Annotated in this window: 11 protein-coding genes; 2 read left to right on the plus strand and 9 right to left on the minus strand. The window is 43.5% G+C overall.

The features are described 5' to 3' along the window. Positions 1–95: 95 nt before the first annotated feature. The 9 genes from R7R78_RS13390 to R7R78_RS13430 form a co-directional block, all read right to left on the minus strand. Positions 96–1,655, minus strand: a complete 1,560-nt coding sequence (locus R7R78_RS13390; protein ID WP_005378449.1) for a SpoVR family protein — start codon at positions 1,653–1,655, stop codon at positions 96–98. Between the two features lie 11 nt (positions 1,656–1,666). Beyond that, complete coding sequence (locus R7R78_RS13395) at positions 1,667–2,938, minus strand: YeaH/YhbH family protein (RefSeq protein WP_005378448.1); 1,272 nt, start codon at positions 2,936–2,938, stop codon at positions 1,667–1,669. A 47-nt stretch (positions 2,939–2,985) separates the two neighbouring features. Continuing rightward, complete coding sequence (locus tag R7R78_RS13400; RefSeq protein WP_005378447.1) at positions 2,986–4,920, minus strand: PrkA family serine protein kinase; 1,935 nt, start codon at positions 4,918–4,920, stop codon at positions 2,986–2,988. A gap of 493 nt (positions 4,921–5,413) precedes the next feature. Continuing rightward, positions 5,414–5,914 carry a YfbU family protein gene (locus tag R7R78_RS13405; RefSeq protein WP_005378446.1) on the minus strand — a complete coding sequence of 167 codons (501 nt, stop codon included), beginning with the start codon at positions 5,912–5,914 and terminating at the stop codon, positions 5,414–5,416. Between the two features lie 136 nt (positions 5,915–6,050). After that, complete coding sequence (locus R7R78_RS13410) at positions 6,051–6,716, minus strand: energy-coupling factor ABC transporter permease (RefSeq protein ID WP_064376273.1); 666 nt, start codon at positions 6,714–6,716, stop codon at positions 6,051–6,053. 154 nt (positions 6,717–6,870) lie between these two features. Next, complete coding sequence (gene pflA, locus R7R78_RS13415; protein WP_005378444.1) at positions 6,871–7,611, minus strand: pyruvate formate lyase 1-activating protein; 741 nt, start codon at positions 7,609–7,611, stop codon at positions 6,871–6,873. A gap of 211 nt (positions 7,612–7,822) precedes the next feature. Beyond that, a complete protein-coding gene (locus R7R78_RS13420) occupies positions 7,823–8,800 on the minus strand; it encodes a lipid A deacylase LpxR family protein (RefSeq protein WP_005387855.1) in 978 nt (325 codons plus the stop codon). Positions 8,801–8,953: 153 nt separating this feature from the next. After that, positions 8,954–11,230, minus strand: coding sequence for a formate C-acetyltransferase (gene pflB / locus R7R78_RS13425; RefSeq protein ID WP_005378442.1), 2,277 nt, complete (start codon positions 11,228–11,230; stop codon positions 8,954–8,956). A 303-nt stretch (positions 11,231–11,533) separates the two neighbouring features. After that, complete coding sequence (locus R7R78_RS13430; protein WP_005378441.1) at positions 11,534–13,081, minus strand: DUF3360 family protein; 1,548 nt, start codon at positions 13,079–13,081, stop codon at positions 11,534–11,536. 453 nt (positions 13,082–13,534) lie between these two features. On the opposite strand from R7R78_RS13430, the gene R7R78_RS13435 reads away from it, so the two are divergent. Both R7R78_RS13435 and R7R78_RS13440 read left to right on the plus strand, forming a co-directional pair. Further along, complete coding sequence (locus R7R78_RS13435; RefSeq protein WP_225473778.1) at positions 13,535–14,998, plus strand: 54K polar flagellar sheath protein A; 1,464 nt, start codon at positions 13,535–13,537, stop codon at positions 14,996–14,998. 241 nt (positions 14,999–15,239) lie between these two features. Further along, positions 15,240–16,010 (plus strand): ABC transporter ATP-binding protein, encoded by a 771-nt coding sequence (locus R7R78_RS13440; RefSeq protein ID WP_005378438.1) that lies wholly within the window; start codon positions 15,240–15,242, stop codon positions 16,008–16,010. Positions 16,011–16,059: the final 49 nt, after the last annotated feature.

The raw sequence follows: 16,059 nt of genomic DNA on the forward strand, positions 1-16,059 counted from the left end.
GCGCTGGACTAAACAAAGGCCCCCTTTTAGGGGGCTCACACAAAGCCACCTTCTTTAGAAGGTGGTAATTTACTTTACTTGTATCGAGGTATTAGTTAAATGTTAGTGTCGTATTGGTTCCGTTTAGGGCAGGTCGCTAAGACCTCTCGGTGACCGGTGTCTTTCACTTCTTGGAGAATGACATCAAAGCCCCATAATCGATACACGTGCTTTAGAACTTCTTCGTAACTATCATCAAGTGGGATGCGGTTGTGAGGAACGTACTGCAACGTAAGCGATCGATCACCACGGACATCGACATTAAACACCTGAATGTTTGGCTCAAGATTAGATAAGTTATACTGAGCGGCTAGGGTTTCTCTAATGCGTTTATAACCCATCTCATCGTGTATCGCAGCGACTTCAATAAAGTTCTTATGATCATCATCGTTGATCGCAAACAACTTGAAATCACGCATTAATTTCGGAGAAAGGTATTGGCTAATAAAGCTTTCATCTTTGAAATTATGCATCGCGAAATGCACTGCATCTAACCAGTCGGTTCCTGCTAGGTCTGGAAACCACTCTTTGTCCTCATCAGTTGGTTCTTCACAGATACGCTTAATATCTCGGAACATGGCAAAGCCTAACGCGTAGGGGTTAATGCCATTAAAGTAAGGACTGTTATAAGGCGGCTGAGCCACGACACTGGTGTGGCTATGTAAGAACTCTAGAATGAATTTTTCAGACACCAAGCCCTCATCATAAAGATGGTTGAGTATGGTGTAGTGCCAGAACGTTGCCCAGCCCTCATTCATGACTTGCGTTTGTTTTTGCGGATAAAAATACTGACTGATCTTACGGACGATCCGAACAACTTCACGTTGCCACGGCTCTAGCAACGGCGCATGTTTTTCGAAGAAGTAGAGCAAGTTTTCCTGAGGCTCGCTTGGGAATCGCTCTTTAATGTCTTCCTCTTTCGTCTTGGCTGTCGGTACGGTGCGCCAAAGCTCATTAACTTGAGATTGTAGGTATGCTTCGCGTTCTTCTTGTCTTGCTTTTTCCTCTGTAATTGAGATTTTCTCTGGACGCTTGTAGCGGTCTACACCAAAGTTCATTAACGCATGACAAGAGTCGAGCAGCTTTTCCACTTCTTTTACGCCATACCGTTCTTCACACTCGGCTAAATACTTTTTCGCGAACAGCAGATAGTCGATAATAGAGCTGGCGTCAGTCCACGTTTGGAATAGGTAATTACCTTTGAAAAAAGAGTTATGGCCGTAACACGCGTGCGCTATCACGAGTGCTTGCATTGTTACCGTATTTTCTTCCATCAAATAAGCAATACAAGGGTCTGAGTTAATCACAATCTCGTAGGCTAACCCCATTTGACCATGTTTATAGTTCTGCTCTGTTTGAATGAATTTTTTACCAAATGACCAGTGGTTGTAATTGATTGGCATGCCGATACTTGAATAGGCATCCATCATCTGCTCTGAAGTAATCACTTCTATTTGGTTAGGGTAAGTGTCTAGGCGATAATGCTCCGCGACACGCTTAATTTCTTTGTGGTATCGCTCTAACAGCTCAAATGTCCAATCTGGTCCATCTGGCAACACTTTACTGTTACGCTTCTTAGGCGCCTCTCCTGAGAGGTTTCTCGTTGCGGTATTCATCGCTAGCCTCCTTACGCCGTTTCTTTTTGGAATAGTTCACGAAAGACTGGGAAAATATCCTCCACAGAGCGAATGTTTTTCATTGCGAAATTAGGAAACTCTTCAGTGAGTTTTTCGTACTCATGCCATAGAGTTTGGTGCGAGCGCCGCGTGATCTCTATGTAAGAGTAGTACTGACAGTTTGGAAGTAATTTGTTCACTAACAGATCCCGGCATCTTGGCGAATCATCTGCCCAGTTGTCACCGTCGGATGCTTGAGCTGCATATATGTTCCACTGACCAATCGGGTATCGCTCTTTTACTATTTCATCCATTAACTTGAGCGCGCTAGATACAATGGTACCCCCGGTTTCTTGTGAGTAGAAAAATTCGTGCTCGTCCACTTCCTTCGCTTGGGTATGGTGGCGGATAAAGACGACTTCGACATTCTCGTAGGTACGAGTTAAGAACAAGTACAAAAGAACATAGAAGCGTTTTGCGATGTCTTTCGTTGCCTGATCCATCGAACCGGATACGTCCATTAGACAGAACATGACCGCTTGGCTCGATGGTACCGGGCGTTTCTCATAGTTCTTGAAGCGTAAGTCGAAGGTATCGATGAAAGGCACGCTTTCGATTTTCTTGCGCAGTTCTTCAATTTCAGCCTTCAAGCGGTTCTCTTCAAACTGCTGAGCAGGTTCAATATTTTTGATGCGAGCAAGTTCGTCTTCTAACTCTTTAAGAAGTCGTTTCTTACCAGCAGTCATTGCAGTACGGCGCGCAAGAGATTGTTGCAGAGAACGTACTACGGCGATATTGGAAGGGATACCGGCAGTTTGAAAGCCTGCACGGTGTGTTTTCCATTCAGTGATTTTGGCAATTTGGTTTTTTTCTAGATTAGGCAGCTCGAGATCTTCGAACAAAATATCGAGGTACTCATCTTTTGATATTTGGAATACAAATTCGTCTTGGCCTTCTCCATCTGGACTGGCGTTCCCTTCTCCTGAGCCGCTACCCTGACCGCCACCTTTGGGACGCTCAATTTTATCACCAGTAATGAATTGGTCGTTACCGGGATGAACTCGTTCGCGAACACCACCTTTGCCTTGATGAAATATAGGCTCGTTGATGTCTTTGTGAGGGATAGAGACGTCTTCGCCCGTTTCCGTATTCGTAATCGAGCGTCGATTCACTGCGTCTGCTACCGACTCTTTTATTTGCTCTTTGTGGCGCTTCAAGAAGCGCTGTCGATTAACAGCGCTCTTGTTCTTGCCATTGAGCCTTCGGTCTATAAATTGCGCCATGAAATAGCCCTCTTCATGTTTCACAAGCGACCTAACTCAATACTGGGTTAGGATGACTTACGTACTCGTAGGTACCACTCAGAAAGTAGGCGAACCTGTTTCTCGGTATAGCCTTTTTCCATCATGCGAGCGACAAAGTCGTCGTGCTTCTTCTGATCTTCAGAAGAGGTTTTCGCATTAAATGAGATAACCGGAAGTAGCTCTTCGGTATTGGAGAACATTTTCTTCTCGATTACTGTGCGCAGTTTTTCGTAGCTGGTCCAAACCGGGTTTTGACCATTGTTATTCGCTTTCGCACGAAGCACAAAGTTAACGATTTCGTTTCGGAAATCTTTCGGGTTAGAAATACCAGCTGTTTTTTCGATCTTCTCTAGCTCAGCATTCAGTGAAGAGCGATCAAATAGCTGACCAGTTTCTGGATCTCGGTACTCTTGGTCTTGAATCCAGAAGTCTGCATAGGTGACATATCGGTCGAAGATGTTTTGGCCGTATTCAGAGTAAGACTCAAGATAAGCGGTCTGAATCTCTTTACCGATAAATTCAACGTATCGAGGTACTAGGTAGCCTTTCAAGAACTCGAGATATTTCTCTGCTGTTTCAGCAGGGAACTGTTCGCGCTCAACCTGTTGTTCAATCACATAGAATAGATGTACAGGGTTGGCTGCCACTTCGGTTTGGTCGAAGTTAAATACGCGTGACAAAATCTTAAAGGCAAAACGTGTTGAGAGACCGTTCATGCCTTCATCGACACCAGCATAATCACGATACTCTTGATAGCTTTTTGCCTTTGGATCCGTATCTTTCAGCGTTTCACCGTCGTATACGCGCATCTTAGAGAAGATGGACGAGTTTTCAGGCTCTTTAAGTCGAGAAAGAATACTGAATTGTGCCAGAGTCTCGAGCGTGCTTGGTGAACAAGGGGCTTGAGACAACTCACTGTTTTCAAGAAGTTTTTGGTAGATTTTGACTTCTTCTGAAACACGTAGACAGTAAGGTACTTTCACAATATAAACACGGTCCAAGAACGCTTCATTGTTCTTGTTGTTACGGAAGGTCTGCCACTCAGATTCGTTTGAGTGAGCCAGAATCATACCGTCGAATGGAATCGCAGAAAGGCCTTCTGTACCGTTGAAGTTGCCTTCTTGCGTTGCTGTTAACAGCGGGTGAAGCACTTTGATTGGTGCTTTGAACATCTCAACGAATTCCATTAAACCTTGGTTTGCTTTACACAGCGCACCGGAGTAGCTGTAAGCGTCTGGATCGTCTTGCGAATAGTGTTCAAGCTTACGAATATCGACTTTACCAACCAATGATGAGATATCTTGGTTGTTTTCATCGCCTGGTTCAGTTTTGGCAATACCGATTTGGTCAAGGATAGAAGGGCGTACTTTCACTACTTTAAATTTGGTGATATCACCACCAAACTCGTGAAGACGTTTAGCGGCCCAAGGAGACATGATCGAGCGAAGATAACGGTGCTCGATGCCATACTCTTTTTTCAAAATATCGCCATCTTCTGTGGCTTTGAATAGGCAGAATGGATGGTCATTCACTGGGCTGCGTTCGCCGTTAGCAGTAAGAACATAAATAGGCATCTGTTCCATCAGAGCCTTAAGCTTTTCTGCAAGCGAAGACTTACCGCCACCTACAGGGCCGAGTAGGTAAAGAATCTGCTTACGCTCTTCTAGGCCTTGCGCCGCATGTTTTAGGTAAGACACAATTTGTTCTATGGCATCTTCCATGCCATAAAAGTCTTTAAAGGTTTCATAACGAGAGATAACACGATTCGAGAAGATTCGGCTTAGTCTAGGATCTTTTGCCGTATCGATTATCTCTGGTTCACCAATCGCCATCAGTAGGCGTTCTGCTGCATTAGCATAAGCGCTTTTGTCATCTTTACACAGGGCTAAAAACTCCTGTAACGACATCTCTTCATCTTTTGCAGCTTCATATCTTGATTGATAGTGGTCGAAAATACTCATGTCGCTTCCCCCTTTAATAGTCAGTCTACCGACGAACGTTGATTCAGGCTTTCCACCAACAGTTATGCTCGTTGTTGTTTGAATATACGTCCTGTTATCACATTTGGTTCGTACAGAATGTAAGATTGGCGACACCAAAGACTTTGCTTTATGGACGGTTTTTTCGTTACAACGGTGAGCGGTGGATATGAATTTTTCAATCACAGCCTTTCTCTACTTAAGCCTAGTCGGGGATTTGCAATTTTGCTTAACAATTATGAATTTATTGTAAAAGTGACATTTGAATCACTCTTTTATTAAGGACGAATTTATGTCGTGAATAGGTGCAATAGAAATCAAATATTTGGCAAAGACGGAAGAGTCTCAGTGATTCGTTGTTCTACATTGAGCAAGGCAAGTGAAAGAGGTAGGAAGAGAGCAAAGTCTTAGATAAGTTTGTGACAGGGTAAATAACAAGGAGAGCGGGCGCTCTCCTCATTCTTAGACGACCATTTTATGCGCTGAAGATTTGCGCTAGTTCGTTTTCACATAAATGATACTGACGAGGGCAGTTACGCCAAGTTTGCAGCATACGGCGGTATTTATCTAGCATCGGCATTTGGCTGTTAAAGTGATGATCTGCCTTGTCAAACTGAGGGTACAAACCTTCAGAATCGATGAGAAAACGTACGTAATGTACTTGTTGTGCTTCTGAAGCGATATCAAATCCCAAGAACTTCAAGCGGCGCTGATCTACGTTGCTGCGATCTTCATCGTCTAGCATGTTGTAAGATTCTTGCATCGCATGATACATCTCCATAACGTCGATGATCTCACGACATTCTGCTTCTGAGAGGCAGCCGAAATCTTTGTTCAACTCTCGCATTTGTAGTTCATAACCACGTTCAACGATCGTTTGTAAGCGTTTGTATTTGGCCGCATTACTTGGATCAAGTTGAGACATAAGGTTGTATTGGTTTGATAGAATCAAACGTTGAGCGTTTGACATTTCCATGGTGACCTCACTAGATATCTAATACATTTTTAATGTGCTTAGGTTAACGCTTAAGACATGAGTGAAACATGATCTCAACACATATTTAATACTAAAAAATGGCAAGAACTGCCACTTTTGACCAGTTTGAAAACACTTATTTATGGTAATGATTGTATATGTAGTCTCGGTCTGAAAATACTCTCAGCCACTCTGGCTTGAATACGGTTAAAACCGCCAGTGCCATACCATTTAATAGACCTTCTGGAAAGGCGAGCAACGGCACAAAAACAAAGTAGTTATGTTGAATGGTTTCCCAATCGTAGTGACCAACTGATAGGTGATAAAAAGAGTTAATGATGAGGTGCAGACTTCCTGTTATCGCGCCATTGAAAAATCCAGCAACGAAGATGAAAACAAAAATGTTTCTTGGCAAGTAGTGGTAACTCAGAAGAAACACTAAGTAACTAATGAAAATCGGAATTAGGGCAGATAGAACTAACGATGTGGGTAAGAGTAACAATGACACATCATGTAGTAGGTGGTTGACCAGCATTGCAGGGATAGTGATTAGAAATGCCATACGCCAACCATACATCATCGTCAGCGTTGTTAGTGCAAGAAAATGAATCTGTAATCCTTCTTTTACACCTGCTTGAGCTGTCCATAAAATACTGAAAAAGAAGAGCGTTGCAAAAACGAGGTGCTGAAATCCTTTTTCTTTTTCCAGTTTGGGCCAAACGACTTTTTTCCAATCTGGTAGGCAGTAGACTACTACTATCCAAATTGAGACAACAAGAGAGCCTAAGTTAAACAAATCCATGTTACTTCCTTCCTATGCGAACATGACGCAATCATTTCTATCGTTCTTTTTCTACCTAAATGACCGCAGAGAAACTCACTGATAAGGCTTAGATATAATCAAAAAAATACCAGCAATAAGCTGGTATTTTAAAGAGGTTAGTCTTGCGGTTCACTTAGTATTTTACGTTATCGTTGTATTGAGCAAGAATGGATTGAATTTCATCCATGGTTTCTTTCGGTGGCGGGTTTACGCCCTCGAGTGGGTATTCTAAGCCTAACGCTTCCCACTTATGAGCCCCTAATTTGTGGTAAGGAAGTAACTCGACCTTTTCGATGTTATCCATGTCTTTAATAAATTCACCAAGCATGTGTGCTGCTTCTGGGTCATCTGTGTAACCAGGCACGACGACATAGCGAATCCATGTTTTCTTTCCGATTTTTTGCAAGTAACGAGCAAAGTCCAATGTGCGTCGGTTGGATACACCGATGAGATCTTGGTGCACTTCGTCTTTCATGTGTTTGATGTCAAGCATGACTAAGTCTGTTGCATCCAGTACTTCATCGATAACATCAGTGTGCTTACGAACATAACCGTTAGTATCTAGACATGTATGAATGCCTTCGGCTTTAGCTGCGCGGAAAAAATCACGTACGAATTCCGGTTGAAGCATCGCTTCGCCGCCAGAACAAGTAACGCCACCACCTGATGCATTCATGAAGTGGCGGTAACTTTTCGCTTCGGAAATGATTTCTTCAACCGTGACTTCTTTGCCATCATGCGTGTCCCAAGTATCGCGGTTATGGCAATACTTACAGCGCATTAAACAACCTTGCAAGAAGACGATAAATCGAATACCAGGTCCGTCTACGGTACCACATGACTCAAATGAGTGAATACGACCAGCTGTTGACATCTTTTGCTCTCATTACTAGTAAATTCTAGCTGTTATTTTATTACAAAAAGCAGGGTTAAAACAGCTTTGTCGGTACTAAAGGCAAGGTTATTTGAAGAAAGAAAATAGATGGAGCCAATCTGCATAAACGCTTGAACACGAGGTGGTTAATACCTACCCCGAGAACTTGCCGTGTATCTAGATTGACTTCGATGCTGGGATAATCCAGTTTTTAGAAAAAGGCGAACACGGAGAACGAGCCTGTCCCATAAACATCGGTTTGGGCTTCTTCATAATCCGGTGTTTTAATTGTAAAGGTGATGCTTGCACCGTAATTTTGGTTGTACCAAGATACCCCCGCGACGGCACTTGCTTGCCAATTTTGCAGTGTGACGTCGTATGGCGCTGACGGTTCAGGAATGCCAGGACGATCTCCTTCGATAGTCATGTCATTAAAGCGGTAACGACCTTCAAACCCGGTGAACAAGAACCAACTCGACGTGTTCTGAGCGATCATACTTGCTGAGAAAGGGCTTTCGACGCTGATATTGGCGGCTCCGATGCTATTCGCTAGGTTTGTACCCCAACGAAACATGACGCCTTGAGAGACATCACTACGGAAGTTACCCGCATTGATGTCGTTAATGTTGGTAATCTCCCATTGTGTTTTTTGTTCTTCGCTGCGCATCAATTTGTTAAATACGCGGTAACCAAGGCTGAACGCAACTTTATCTTCAATCTGGTAATCCCAACCTTGAGGGTCCGTCGATCCTGTTATGCCGTGAACGATTTCTTGCGCCTTTTCTGATAGCGAACTTTCACCCGTAGCTCCTATGGTGAAATTGTACCGTACAGCTTTGTCACTCGTTAGGGAAAGGTAGTTGATTTCGGTGTGTAGGTAACCGGCATATGGGCGATCATTGATTAGTGGATAATCGGCTTCAATGTCGCTTGGAGTCCACATTTTGTGGCCAAGAACCAACTCTATTTTATCGATATTGGCGTGCTCTGAGTTAGCTAGACTCAGCCATTTCCATTGGCTTTCTTGTGTCAGTTGGTCTGTCGCGTAAGAAAGGAAAACACCATTCGTATAGTCTTGATCGACGCCAAAAATACCATCGTTGTCGATGGTAAAAGAAACCGTAGACTTAGTGGATGCTATTGCAACTGGAGAAAGAAGGGTAAGAATAATTAATTTACTAAATCTCATAGACTTTATTTGCTAACTTTTTTCGCATCATACGTAAGAATGCGGGCAAAAGTCTTTCGCGATATCACAACTTTCATTCAAGAAATAAAAAAAGGCTGATGCTACTTAGCATCAGCCTTTGTTGTATTACTAGAACGTTATTTCGCTATAGTCTTATAGAGACTCAGTGAATGTACGCGCGATTACGTCAGCTTGTTGCTCTGCAGTTAGAGAGTTGAAGCGAACAGCATAACCAGATACACGGATTGTTAGCTGAGGGTATTTCTCTGGGTGCTTAACTGCGTCTTCTAGAGTTTCACGGTTAAGAACGTTCACGTTTAGGTGTTGGCCACCTTCGATACCCGCTTCGTGGTGGAAGTAACCATCCATAAGACCAGCAAGGTTAGCGCGTTGTGAACCCTCATCTTTACCTAGCGCGTTAGGTACGATAGAGAATGTGTAAGAGATACCATCTTGTGCGTCAGCAAACGGCAGTTTAGCAACTGAAGTTAGTGATGCTACAGCACCTTTCTCGTCACGACCGTGCATTGGGTTTGCACCTGGAGCAAATGGAGCACCAGCACGACGACCGTCAGGCGTGTTACCAGTTTTCTTACCGTAAACCACGTTTGAAGTGATAGTAAGAATTGACTGAGTAGGGATTGCATCACGGTAAGTCTTAAGCTTACGGATTTTGCCCATAAATACAGAAACAAGTTCACATGCAATGTCATCAACGCGTGGGTCGTTGTTACCGAATTTAGGGTAATCGCCTTCGATTTCGAAGTCGATTGCTAGACCGTCTTCGTCACGAATTGGCTTCACTTTTGCGTATTTAATTGCAGATAGTGAGTCAGCCGCAACAGATAGACCAGCAATACCACAAGCCATAGTACGTTTAACGTCACGGTCGTGTAGAGCCATTAGTGCCGCTTCGTAGCTGTACTTATCGTGCATGAAGTGGATAGCGTTTAGTGCAGTCACATATTGTTTCGCTAGCCAATCCATGAAGTGGTCCATTTTCTCCCACAGTTCATCGTAGTTAAGAACATCGCCTTCGATCTTAGGCATTTGCGGGCCAACTTGGATTTTTAGCTTCTCATCCACACCACCGTTGATGGTGTAAAGCATTGTTTTCGCAAGGTTCGCACGAGCACCGAAGAACTGCATTTGCTTACCAACAACCATTGGAGATACACAACATGCGATCGCGTAGTCGTCAGAGTTCATGTCTGGACGCATTAGGTCGTCATTTTCGTACTGAATAGAAGAAGTATCGATAGATACTTTCGCACAGAACTTCTTGAAGCCTTCAGGTAGTTGCTCAGACCAAAGAACAGTGATGTTTGGCTCTGGAGAAGGACCCATAGTGTATAGTGAGTTTAGGAAACGGAAGTTTGTACGAGTAACTAGCGTACGACCGTCAAGACCCATACCACCCATAGACTCAGTTGCCCAGATAGGGTCGCCAGAGAATAGATCATCGTACTCAGGAGTACGTAGGAAACGAACCATACGTAGTTTCATTACGAAGTGGTCGATCATTTCCTGAGCTTGTTCTTCAGTTAGCTTACCAGCCGCGATATCACGTTCGATGAAGATGTCTAGGAACGTAGAAGTACGACCTAGAGACATAGCCGCACCGTTTTGAGATTTAACAGCAGCTAGGTAACCGAAGTAAGTCCACTGAATAGCTTCTTGCGCAGTTTCAGCAGGACGAGAAATATCACAACCGTATTTTGCAGCCATTTCTTTGATTTGACCTAGAGCACGGTGTTGCTCTGCGATCTCTTCACGAAGCTGCATTGTCATTTGTAGGTCTTCGCCGTTCTCAAAACGCTCTTGTAGAGAAGAGAACTGCGCGAATTTATCCTTCATTAGGAAGTCAATACCGTATAGAGCAACACGACGGTAGTCACCGATGATACGACCACGACCGTATGCATCTGGAAGACCAGTCAGTACGCCAGATTTACGACACGCCATGATTTGAGGAGTGTAGATATCGAAAACGCCTTGGTTGTGAGTTTTACGGTATTCTGTGTAGATTTTTTTAACTTGTGGGTCTAGCTCGCGGTCGTAGGCTTTGCATGAACCTTCAACCATGCGGATACCACCGTTAGGGATGATCGCACGTTTTAGAGGAGCGTCAGTTTGAAGACCTACGATAGTTTCTAGGTCTTTTTCGATGTAGCCTGCATCGTGAGCAGTGATGGTAGAGATAACTGAAGTATCAAAATCAACAGGAGCGTGAGTCGCGTTCTCTTGTTTGATGCCTTCCATTACCTTAGCCCAAAGCTTGTTAGTCGCTTCAGTACCTTCAGAAACTAGGAAAGATTCGTCGCCTTCGTACGGAGTGTAGTTCTTCTGAATGAAATCACGAACGTTTACTTCGTTTTGCCAGTCGCCTGCAGCAAAACCTTCCCAAGCTTTAGCAAATTGCTCTGCCATGACATACCTACCTTTTTAGTAGAAAAAAATACGTACTGCTTCGCCGTTGAGCCAGCTATCCCCAGATAAAAGAGGGGAACAGTACACTCTTATGAATAACAATATTTATAGTCTTAAATTTACGTATTCGATTTACAAAACTATAAATATTGTCACTAGTTTTAACGTTTCTCTTTTTAAGCAACAGTTAGAGGTTAAACTAAAATTTTTTTGCAAACCTTAAACTAAATCAATAAATCCTCAAAAATCTCGATAAAAATGGGGTAGCGACGAGCGCTACCCACAAATTTCTGGACTGCTAGCTTATAGCCAAGCTTGGATGCCATACTGGCCTTCAAGCATACCAACTGCAAGCATAGCAACTAAACAGATAACAAGTACGCTTACTGGGATCACAATCTTGTCTACAAATGATAGGCGAGACGCGCGCTCTTTATCTCCAATTAAACCGTTGTTATCTAAAAGCATAGTTAGTGCCCAAGCTAGAACTGGGTTAACAACGGCAGAACCAAAGATACAAATGCCTGCTGCTTGTGAGTCTTTCGAGTCCTTCACCATCTGCATGCCAGCTTCAAGCAGTGGTAGAGATACACCAACGAGAAGAGCAACGCGCATAACTGGAGGCCATACTGCAACGTCCATAGGAAAACCAAGGATTGCAACAATAATACATAGAGAGCCTAGTAAGATGGCGCCAGCAGGAATAGGGCGTTTCGCGATTGCAGCAGGGATCATGTAAGTCCCCCAAGATGATGTGATGTTACCACCACCCACTGCAGTACCGACCATTTGGCGAACGGAACACATTGTCATTGTGTCATCAACGTCCATCAGCACTTTCTCACTCTTACGTGGGTAGTTCATCTCTTGGAAGATACGGTGACCCAAGAAGTCAGGTGACCACATTGCTACCGCAAGAATGGCGAATGGTAGAGAAGCGATGAAGTGTTCCATATTAGGAAGACCAAGCATCCAACCTTCTTCTGTTGAACCCCACCAGTAGATTGGATTTAGGTTTGGAAGGCCTGTCTCGGTTACGAATTTAATATCGAAGCCTGCGCCAAGAGCAAGTGCGATTGCAAGCCCAGTGAAGGCACAAACAGGGATCGCTAGCCAGCGTTTGTTCACTTTAGCAAGGAACGCGTATAAGCCAATGGTAACCGCAAGAACAATTAGACCGATGTAACCCATGCTACCAGCGGCAACCGTATCGGATTGCAAACCAACAGCCCAAGCTTGAATAGAGTTAATTTGGCTCATGGTTCCGGTTAAACCTAAGAAAATAAGAAGGCCACCAGCCGTACCTTCAGAGGTGAGGTTAACCAGTTTTGACCCACCTTTTAAGAGGCTCAAAATCAAACCAAACACACCAATGAGAATTGCTAATGCAAGAGGGTGAGCACCAGCAAGAGCGATGGTACCAATAAGAGGGATCATTGGGCCGTGGTTGCCTGCTAGGTTGGCTTTAGGGTTAATAAAACCAGAGGCAAGTACACAGAAAAGAAGTGCAGGGATGAGCATTTCTACACGCGCAACTTCGATAGCAAAGTCCTTGCCTAAGTTTACGTGGTCCCATGCTGCAGTAAGACCTTCAGCCCAAGACATCATTACCGCAGAGTACATTGCGATAATACCGATAGTACCAGCAAGTGCTGGAACAAGGTCTTCAAGCTCAAAGCGGAAGTCACGACCTGGCAAGTTCAAGCCAAAACGACGTGGCTTCATAATTTGTAGTTCGTGGTCTAGGTAGTCTGAACGGCTTGCGAACTCAGATGCTGGACGATGAAGCTCACGGTAGCTCTTGGTCTCGATATCTGAATCAGAGTGCGTTTTGTTAACTGCGTCTGACATAGATTCCTCATATATTTAAAAGTTATGAATTCTTCATTCAATTGTGTTAATCCGCATCCTGCGGCACGCTTATGCTAGCTATTGTTAGATTTGTTACACGTCGACACTGTGCCTAAGCATAGCTAATAACTTATTGTGTTGAGGCACAAAAAAAGCCTCATCTTTTGGCAGGAGTCTAGCAAGATAGCCATTTAGGGTGATTGATTTAGATCACTTTAAGAATGGTTGTGAAATAAAACTACAGAAAGTTTCTGGCATGCGAATGAGATGCGGAGATCTTGTGTAATTTCATTACACAAGTTGCATAAAATTAGAACTTTTTGTCCTTTTGCACGAGATGCAGATTAAATGTCAATATTCACGATGATTATATAAAGCTGGCTTTATTCTTGCTTTGGACAGAGCAAAGACAATTTTTTGGCTAATCATTGCCGCTCAGTTTAGGAAAAAGACATGAAACAGCTTAAAGTACTGCCACTAGTGGCAATCATCTCAGGGTTAATGGTCGGTTGCGGCGGCGGTGGCGGCGGTGGCGGTAGTTCCACACCAAGAACTACATTCACTTTTACTTTTGCAGCTCCAAATGTCATTAGTGAAACAAATGCACAAAAAGACAGCTGTACTATTTACGACCGAAGAGTAGATGGCAACGGCATCGAGCAGGTATTGACCTATCAACCAGCCGTAAGTGCACAGCTAACAGGAGGTAAGGTCGTCGGTTTCTATTCAGACAAGAATGGTGTCCGTCAAGGCGACTTTATCTACCCATCAGGCACTACTTTGAAATTTGTTCTAGAAGACATTCCTGAGGACGGCTATTTTACTTATCAGTTGCTTGATGCTTCTGGAACAGTATTTACGGCAAACAGCTTCGGTCGAGATTTTTTAAAGGACAATAACCTTAGAAACTCAACGTTCTCAATGAATCGAGAGGCGGTGTCTGCTTGCAATAAAAATGGCAACTTCCGTAAAGCTACCCGAACTGACCTTAAATATGAAGCAACGGAGGCTGGTGGCTTAGAGTACAACTTCATATCTAAAATTGCGAAAGAGTCTAAGCCTACCTATTCTATTGATTCTTTGGATGTAAGAGCAATTGGTTCGAAGATGGAGTCGACAGTCGTGCTACAATATGCAGACGCAGCGAAAACAGAACTGCACCAGTATGGTATTCGCGATTGGTCGAGTGAATCACCATTGCCGTTGGTTGGCATGAATGGTTCTTCTCCAATCTTGAACCCAACACTTTTTAAATATGACACTTTAGACATCAGTGTACTTGTTGGTGATTACAACTACGAAGTTGCAGAGCTACCTATGTCAACGACGAAGTTCTACCACCCGCTTGAGCCAAAAACGGAAACTTGGACTTACAGTGTTGCAGCTGAAAAACCTATCAATGGTTGGACGGTAGTGCTGAACCAAAAGATGTATCAGGACGCAAATTGGGATATCTCAATTGATCCAAGTGCTTACTACAACCTAAATGCTCTGCCTGCGTCGCATGTGGTGAGAGGCTCAACTATTGATACTGGTTTTGCTTTCACTGACCAAGATAAAGGCTTTAGCCGCCTCGCATATCGTGCAGAGTCTAACTCTGGAACACTACACCGAGTAACACACAAGATATTTACAACTTTAGAGAGTGATGTCGTTGTTCCGGAATTGTACTACTACACATTCGATGACAGTGTGAAGCAAGATTTGAAAGTTTCTTCTACCAGTGATTACTCACAATCTATTGTCGTGGAGTCTGCTGAAGCAAACCTAAATAGCTATGACTTTGTTTCTCTTTTCTCTCATGGTGATGTGACCGATCTTAAAGTGGATCACGATGGTCTTGTGATCAGTGAAGTTGATTCTGAGAAGGTCAATACGAATGCTCAGAAATCTGATTTTATGGTATTGGTTAAGTAGCGTCTTAACACTTTTGTAAATTTATTAAGCCCCTTTGAAAGGGGCTTTTTTATATTTAATATTCAACTTTTGAAGAATATGTTGCTATATATTGCATATTAATTTGTCTATCGTATCTTTCTATTCGAATTATTTAGGTTAATAATTTGTTGCAAGTTTCAGAGGGCGGTGCTAATTTGTTCCGAATTAGAGAGGGCGGAGTCCCTTAATTGCAGTGACAAAAACACAGGGAGTAGGGCGCATGAATGATGTACCAGCGCTAGATATAAAAGACCTGCACAAAACATTTGGACAAAATGAAGTTTTAAAAGGCATTTCACTTGCCGCGCACAAAGGAGATGTTATCTCCATCATTGGCTCTTCCGGCTCAGGTAAGAGTACCTTTCTCAGATGTATCAACTTGCTAGAAACGCCCACCGCGGGCGAAATTTGGGTAAATGGTGAATTAATCCAAATGAAGAACAACAGAGCAGGTGAATCTGTTCCTGCTAATGAAAAGCAAGTCCAACGTATTCGTTCACGCCTGGCAATGGTTTTCCAAGGTTTCAACCTCTGGTCTCACCTAACCGTACTAGAAAACGTGATTGAGGCGCCTGTTCATGTCTTAGGCGTGCCAAAAGCTCAAGCGATTGAAAATGCAGAAGTTTTGCTTAAGAAAGTAGGCTTGTATGAGCGTAAAGATTATTACCCTGGGCACTTATCTGGCGGCCAGCAGCAACGTGCAGCTATTGCCCGTGCGCTAGCAGTTGACCCAGAGGTGATGTTGTTTGACGAGCCAACTTCTGCGCTTGACCCAGAACTTGTAGGAGAAGTTCTGGGGGTAATGAGAGATTTGGCAGATGAAGGGCGAACTATGCTGGTGGTCACGCACGAAATGGCGTTTGCGCGTGACGTATCAAACCATGTGATGTTTTTACATCAAGGCTTAGTGGAAGAACAGGGAAATCCAGCTAAGCTATTTACAAACCCGGATTCAGAACGATTACAGCAGTTTATCTCATCCATTTACTAATATTTGTTAGGCGGCAGACTATTGCCTCCTAAGCCAACACAACAAACAA

This window comes from Vibrio sp. 2134-1, from assembly GCF_033339495.1.

What these genes read in the sequence shown, in the direction of transcription:
- R7R78_RS13390 (WP_005378449.1), bottom strand. Translation starts at nt 1,655, where the DNA reads ATGAATACCGCAACGAGAAACCTCTCAGGAGAGGCGCCTAAGAAGCGT.
- R7R78_RS13395 (WP_005378448.1), bottom strand. Translation starts at nt 2,938, where the DNA reads ATGGCGCAATTTATAGACCGAAGGCTCAATGGCAAGAACAAGAGCGCT.
- R7R78_RS13400 (WP_005378447.1), bottom strand. Translation starts at nt 4,920, where the DNA reads ATGAGTATTTTCGACCACTATCAATCAAGATATGAAGCTGCAAAAGAT.
- R7R78_RS13405 (WP_005378446.1), bottom strand. Translation starts at nt 5,914, where the DNA reads ATGGAAATGTCAAACGCTCAACGTTTGATTCTATCAAACCAATACAAC.
- R7R78_RS13410 (WP_064376273.1), bottom strand. Translation starts at nt 6,716, where the DNA reads ATGGATTTGTTTAACTTAGGCTCTCTTGTTGTCTCAATTTGGATAGTA.
- pflA (WP_005378444.1), bottom strand. Translation starts at nt 7,611, where the DNA reads ATGTCAACAGCTGGTCGTATTCACTCATTTGAGTCATGTGGTACCGTA.
- R7R78_RS13420 (WP_005387855.1), bottom strand. Translation starts at nt 8,800, where the DNA reads ATGAGATTTAGTAAATTAATTATTCTTACCCTTCTTTCTCCAGTTGCA.
- pflB (WP_005378442.1), bottom strand. Translation starts at nt 11,230, where the DNA reads ATGGCAGAGCAATTTGCTAAAGCTTGGGAAGGTTTTGCTGCAGGCGAC.
- R7R78_RS13430 (WP_005378441.1), bottom strand. Translation starts at nt 13,081, where the DNA reads ATGTCAGACGCAGTTAACAAAACGCACTCTGATTCAGATATCGAGACC.
- R7R78_RS13435 (WP_225473778.1), top strand. Translation starts at nt 13,535, where the DNA reads ATGAAACAGCTTAAAGTACTGCCACTAGTGGCAATCATCTCAGGGTTA.
- R7R78_RS13440 (WP_005378438.1), top strand. Translation starts at nt 15,240, where the DNA reads ATGAATGATGTACCAGCGCTAGATATAAAAGACCTGCACAAAACATTT.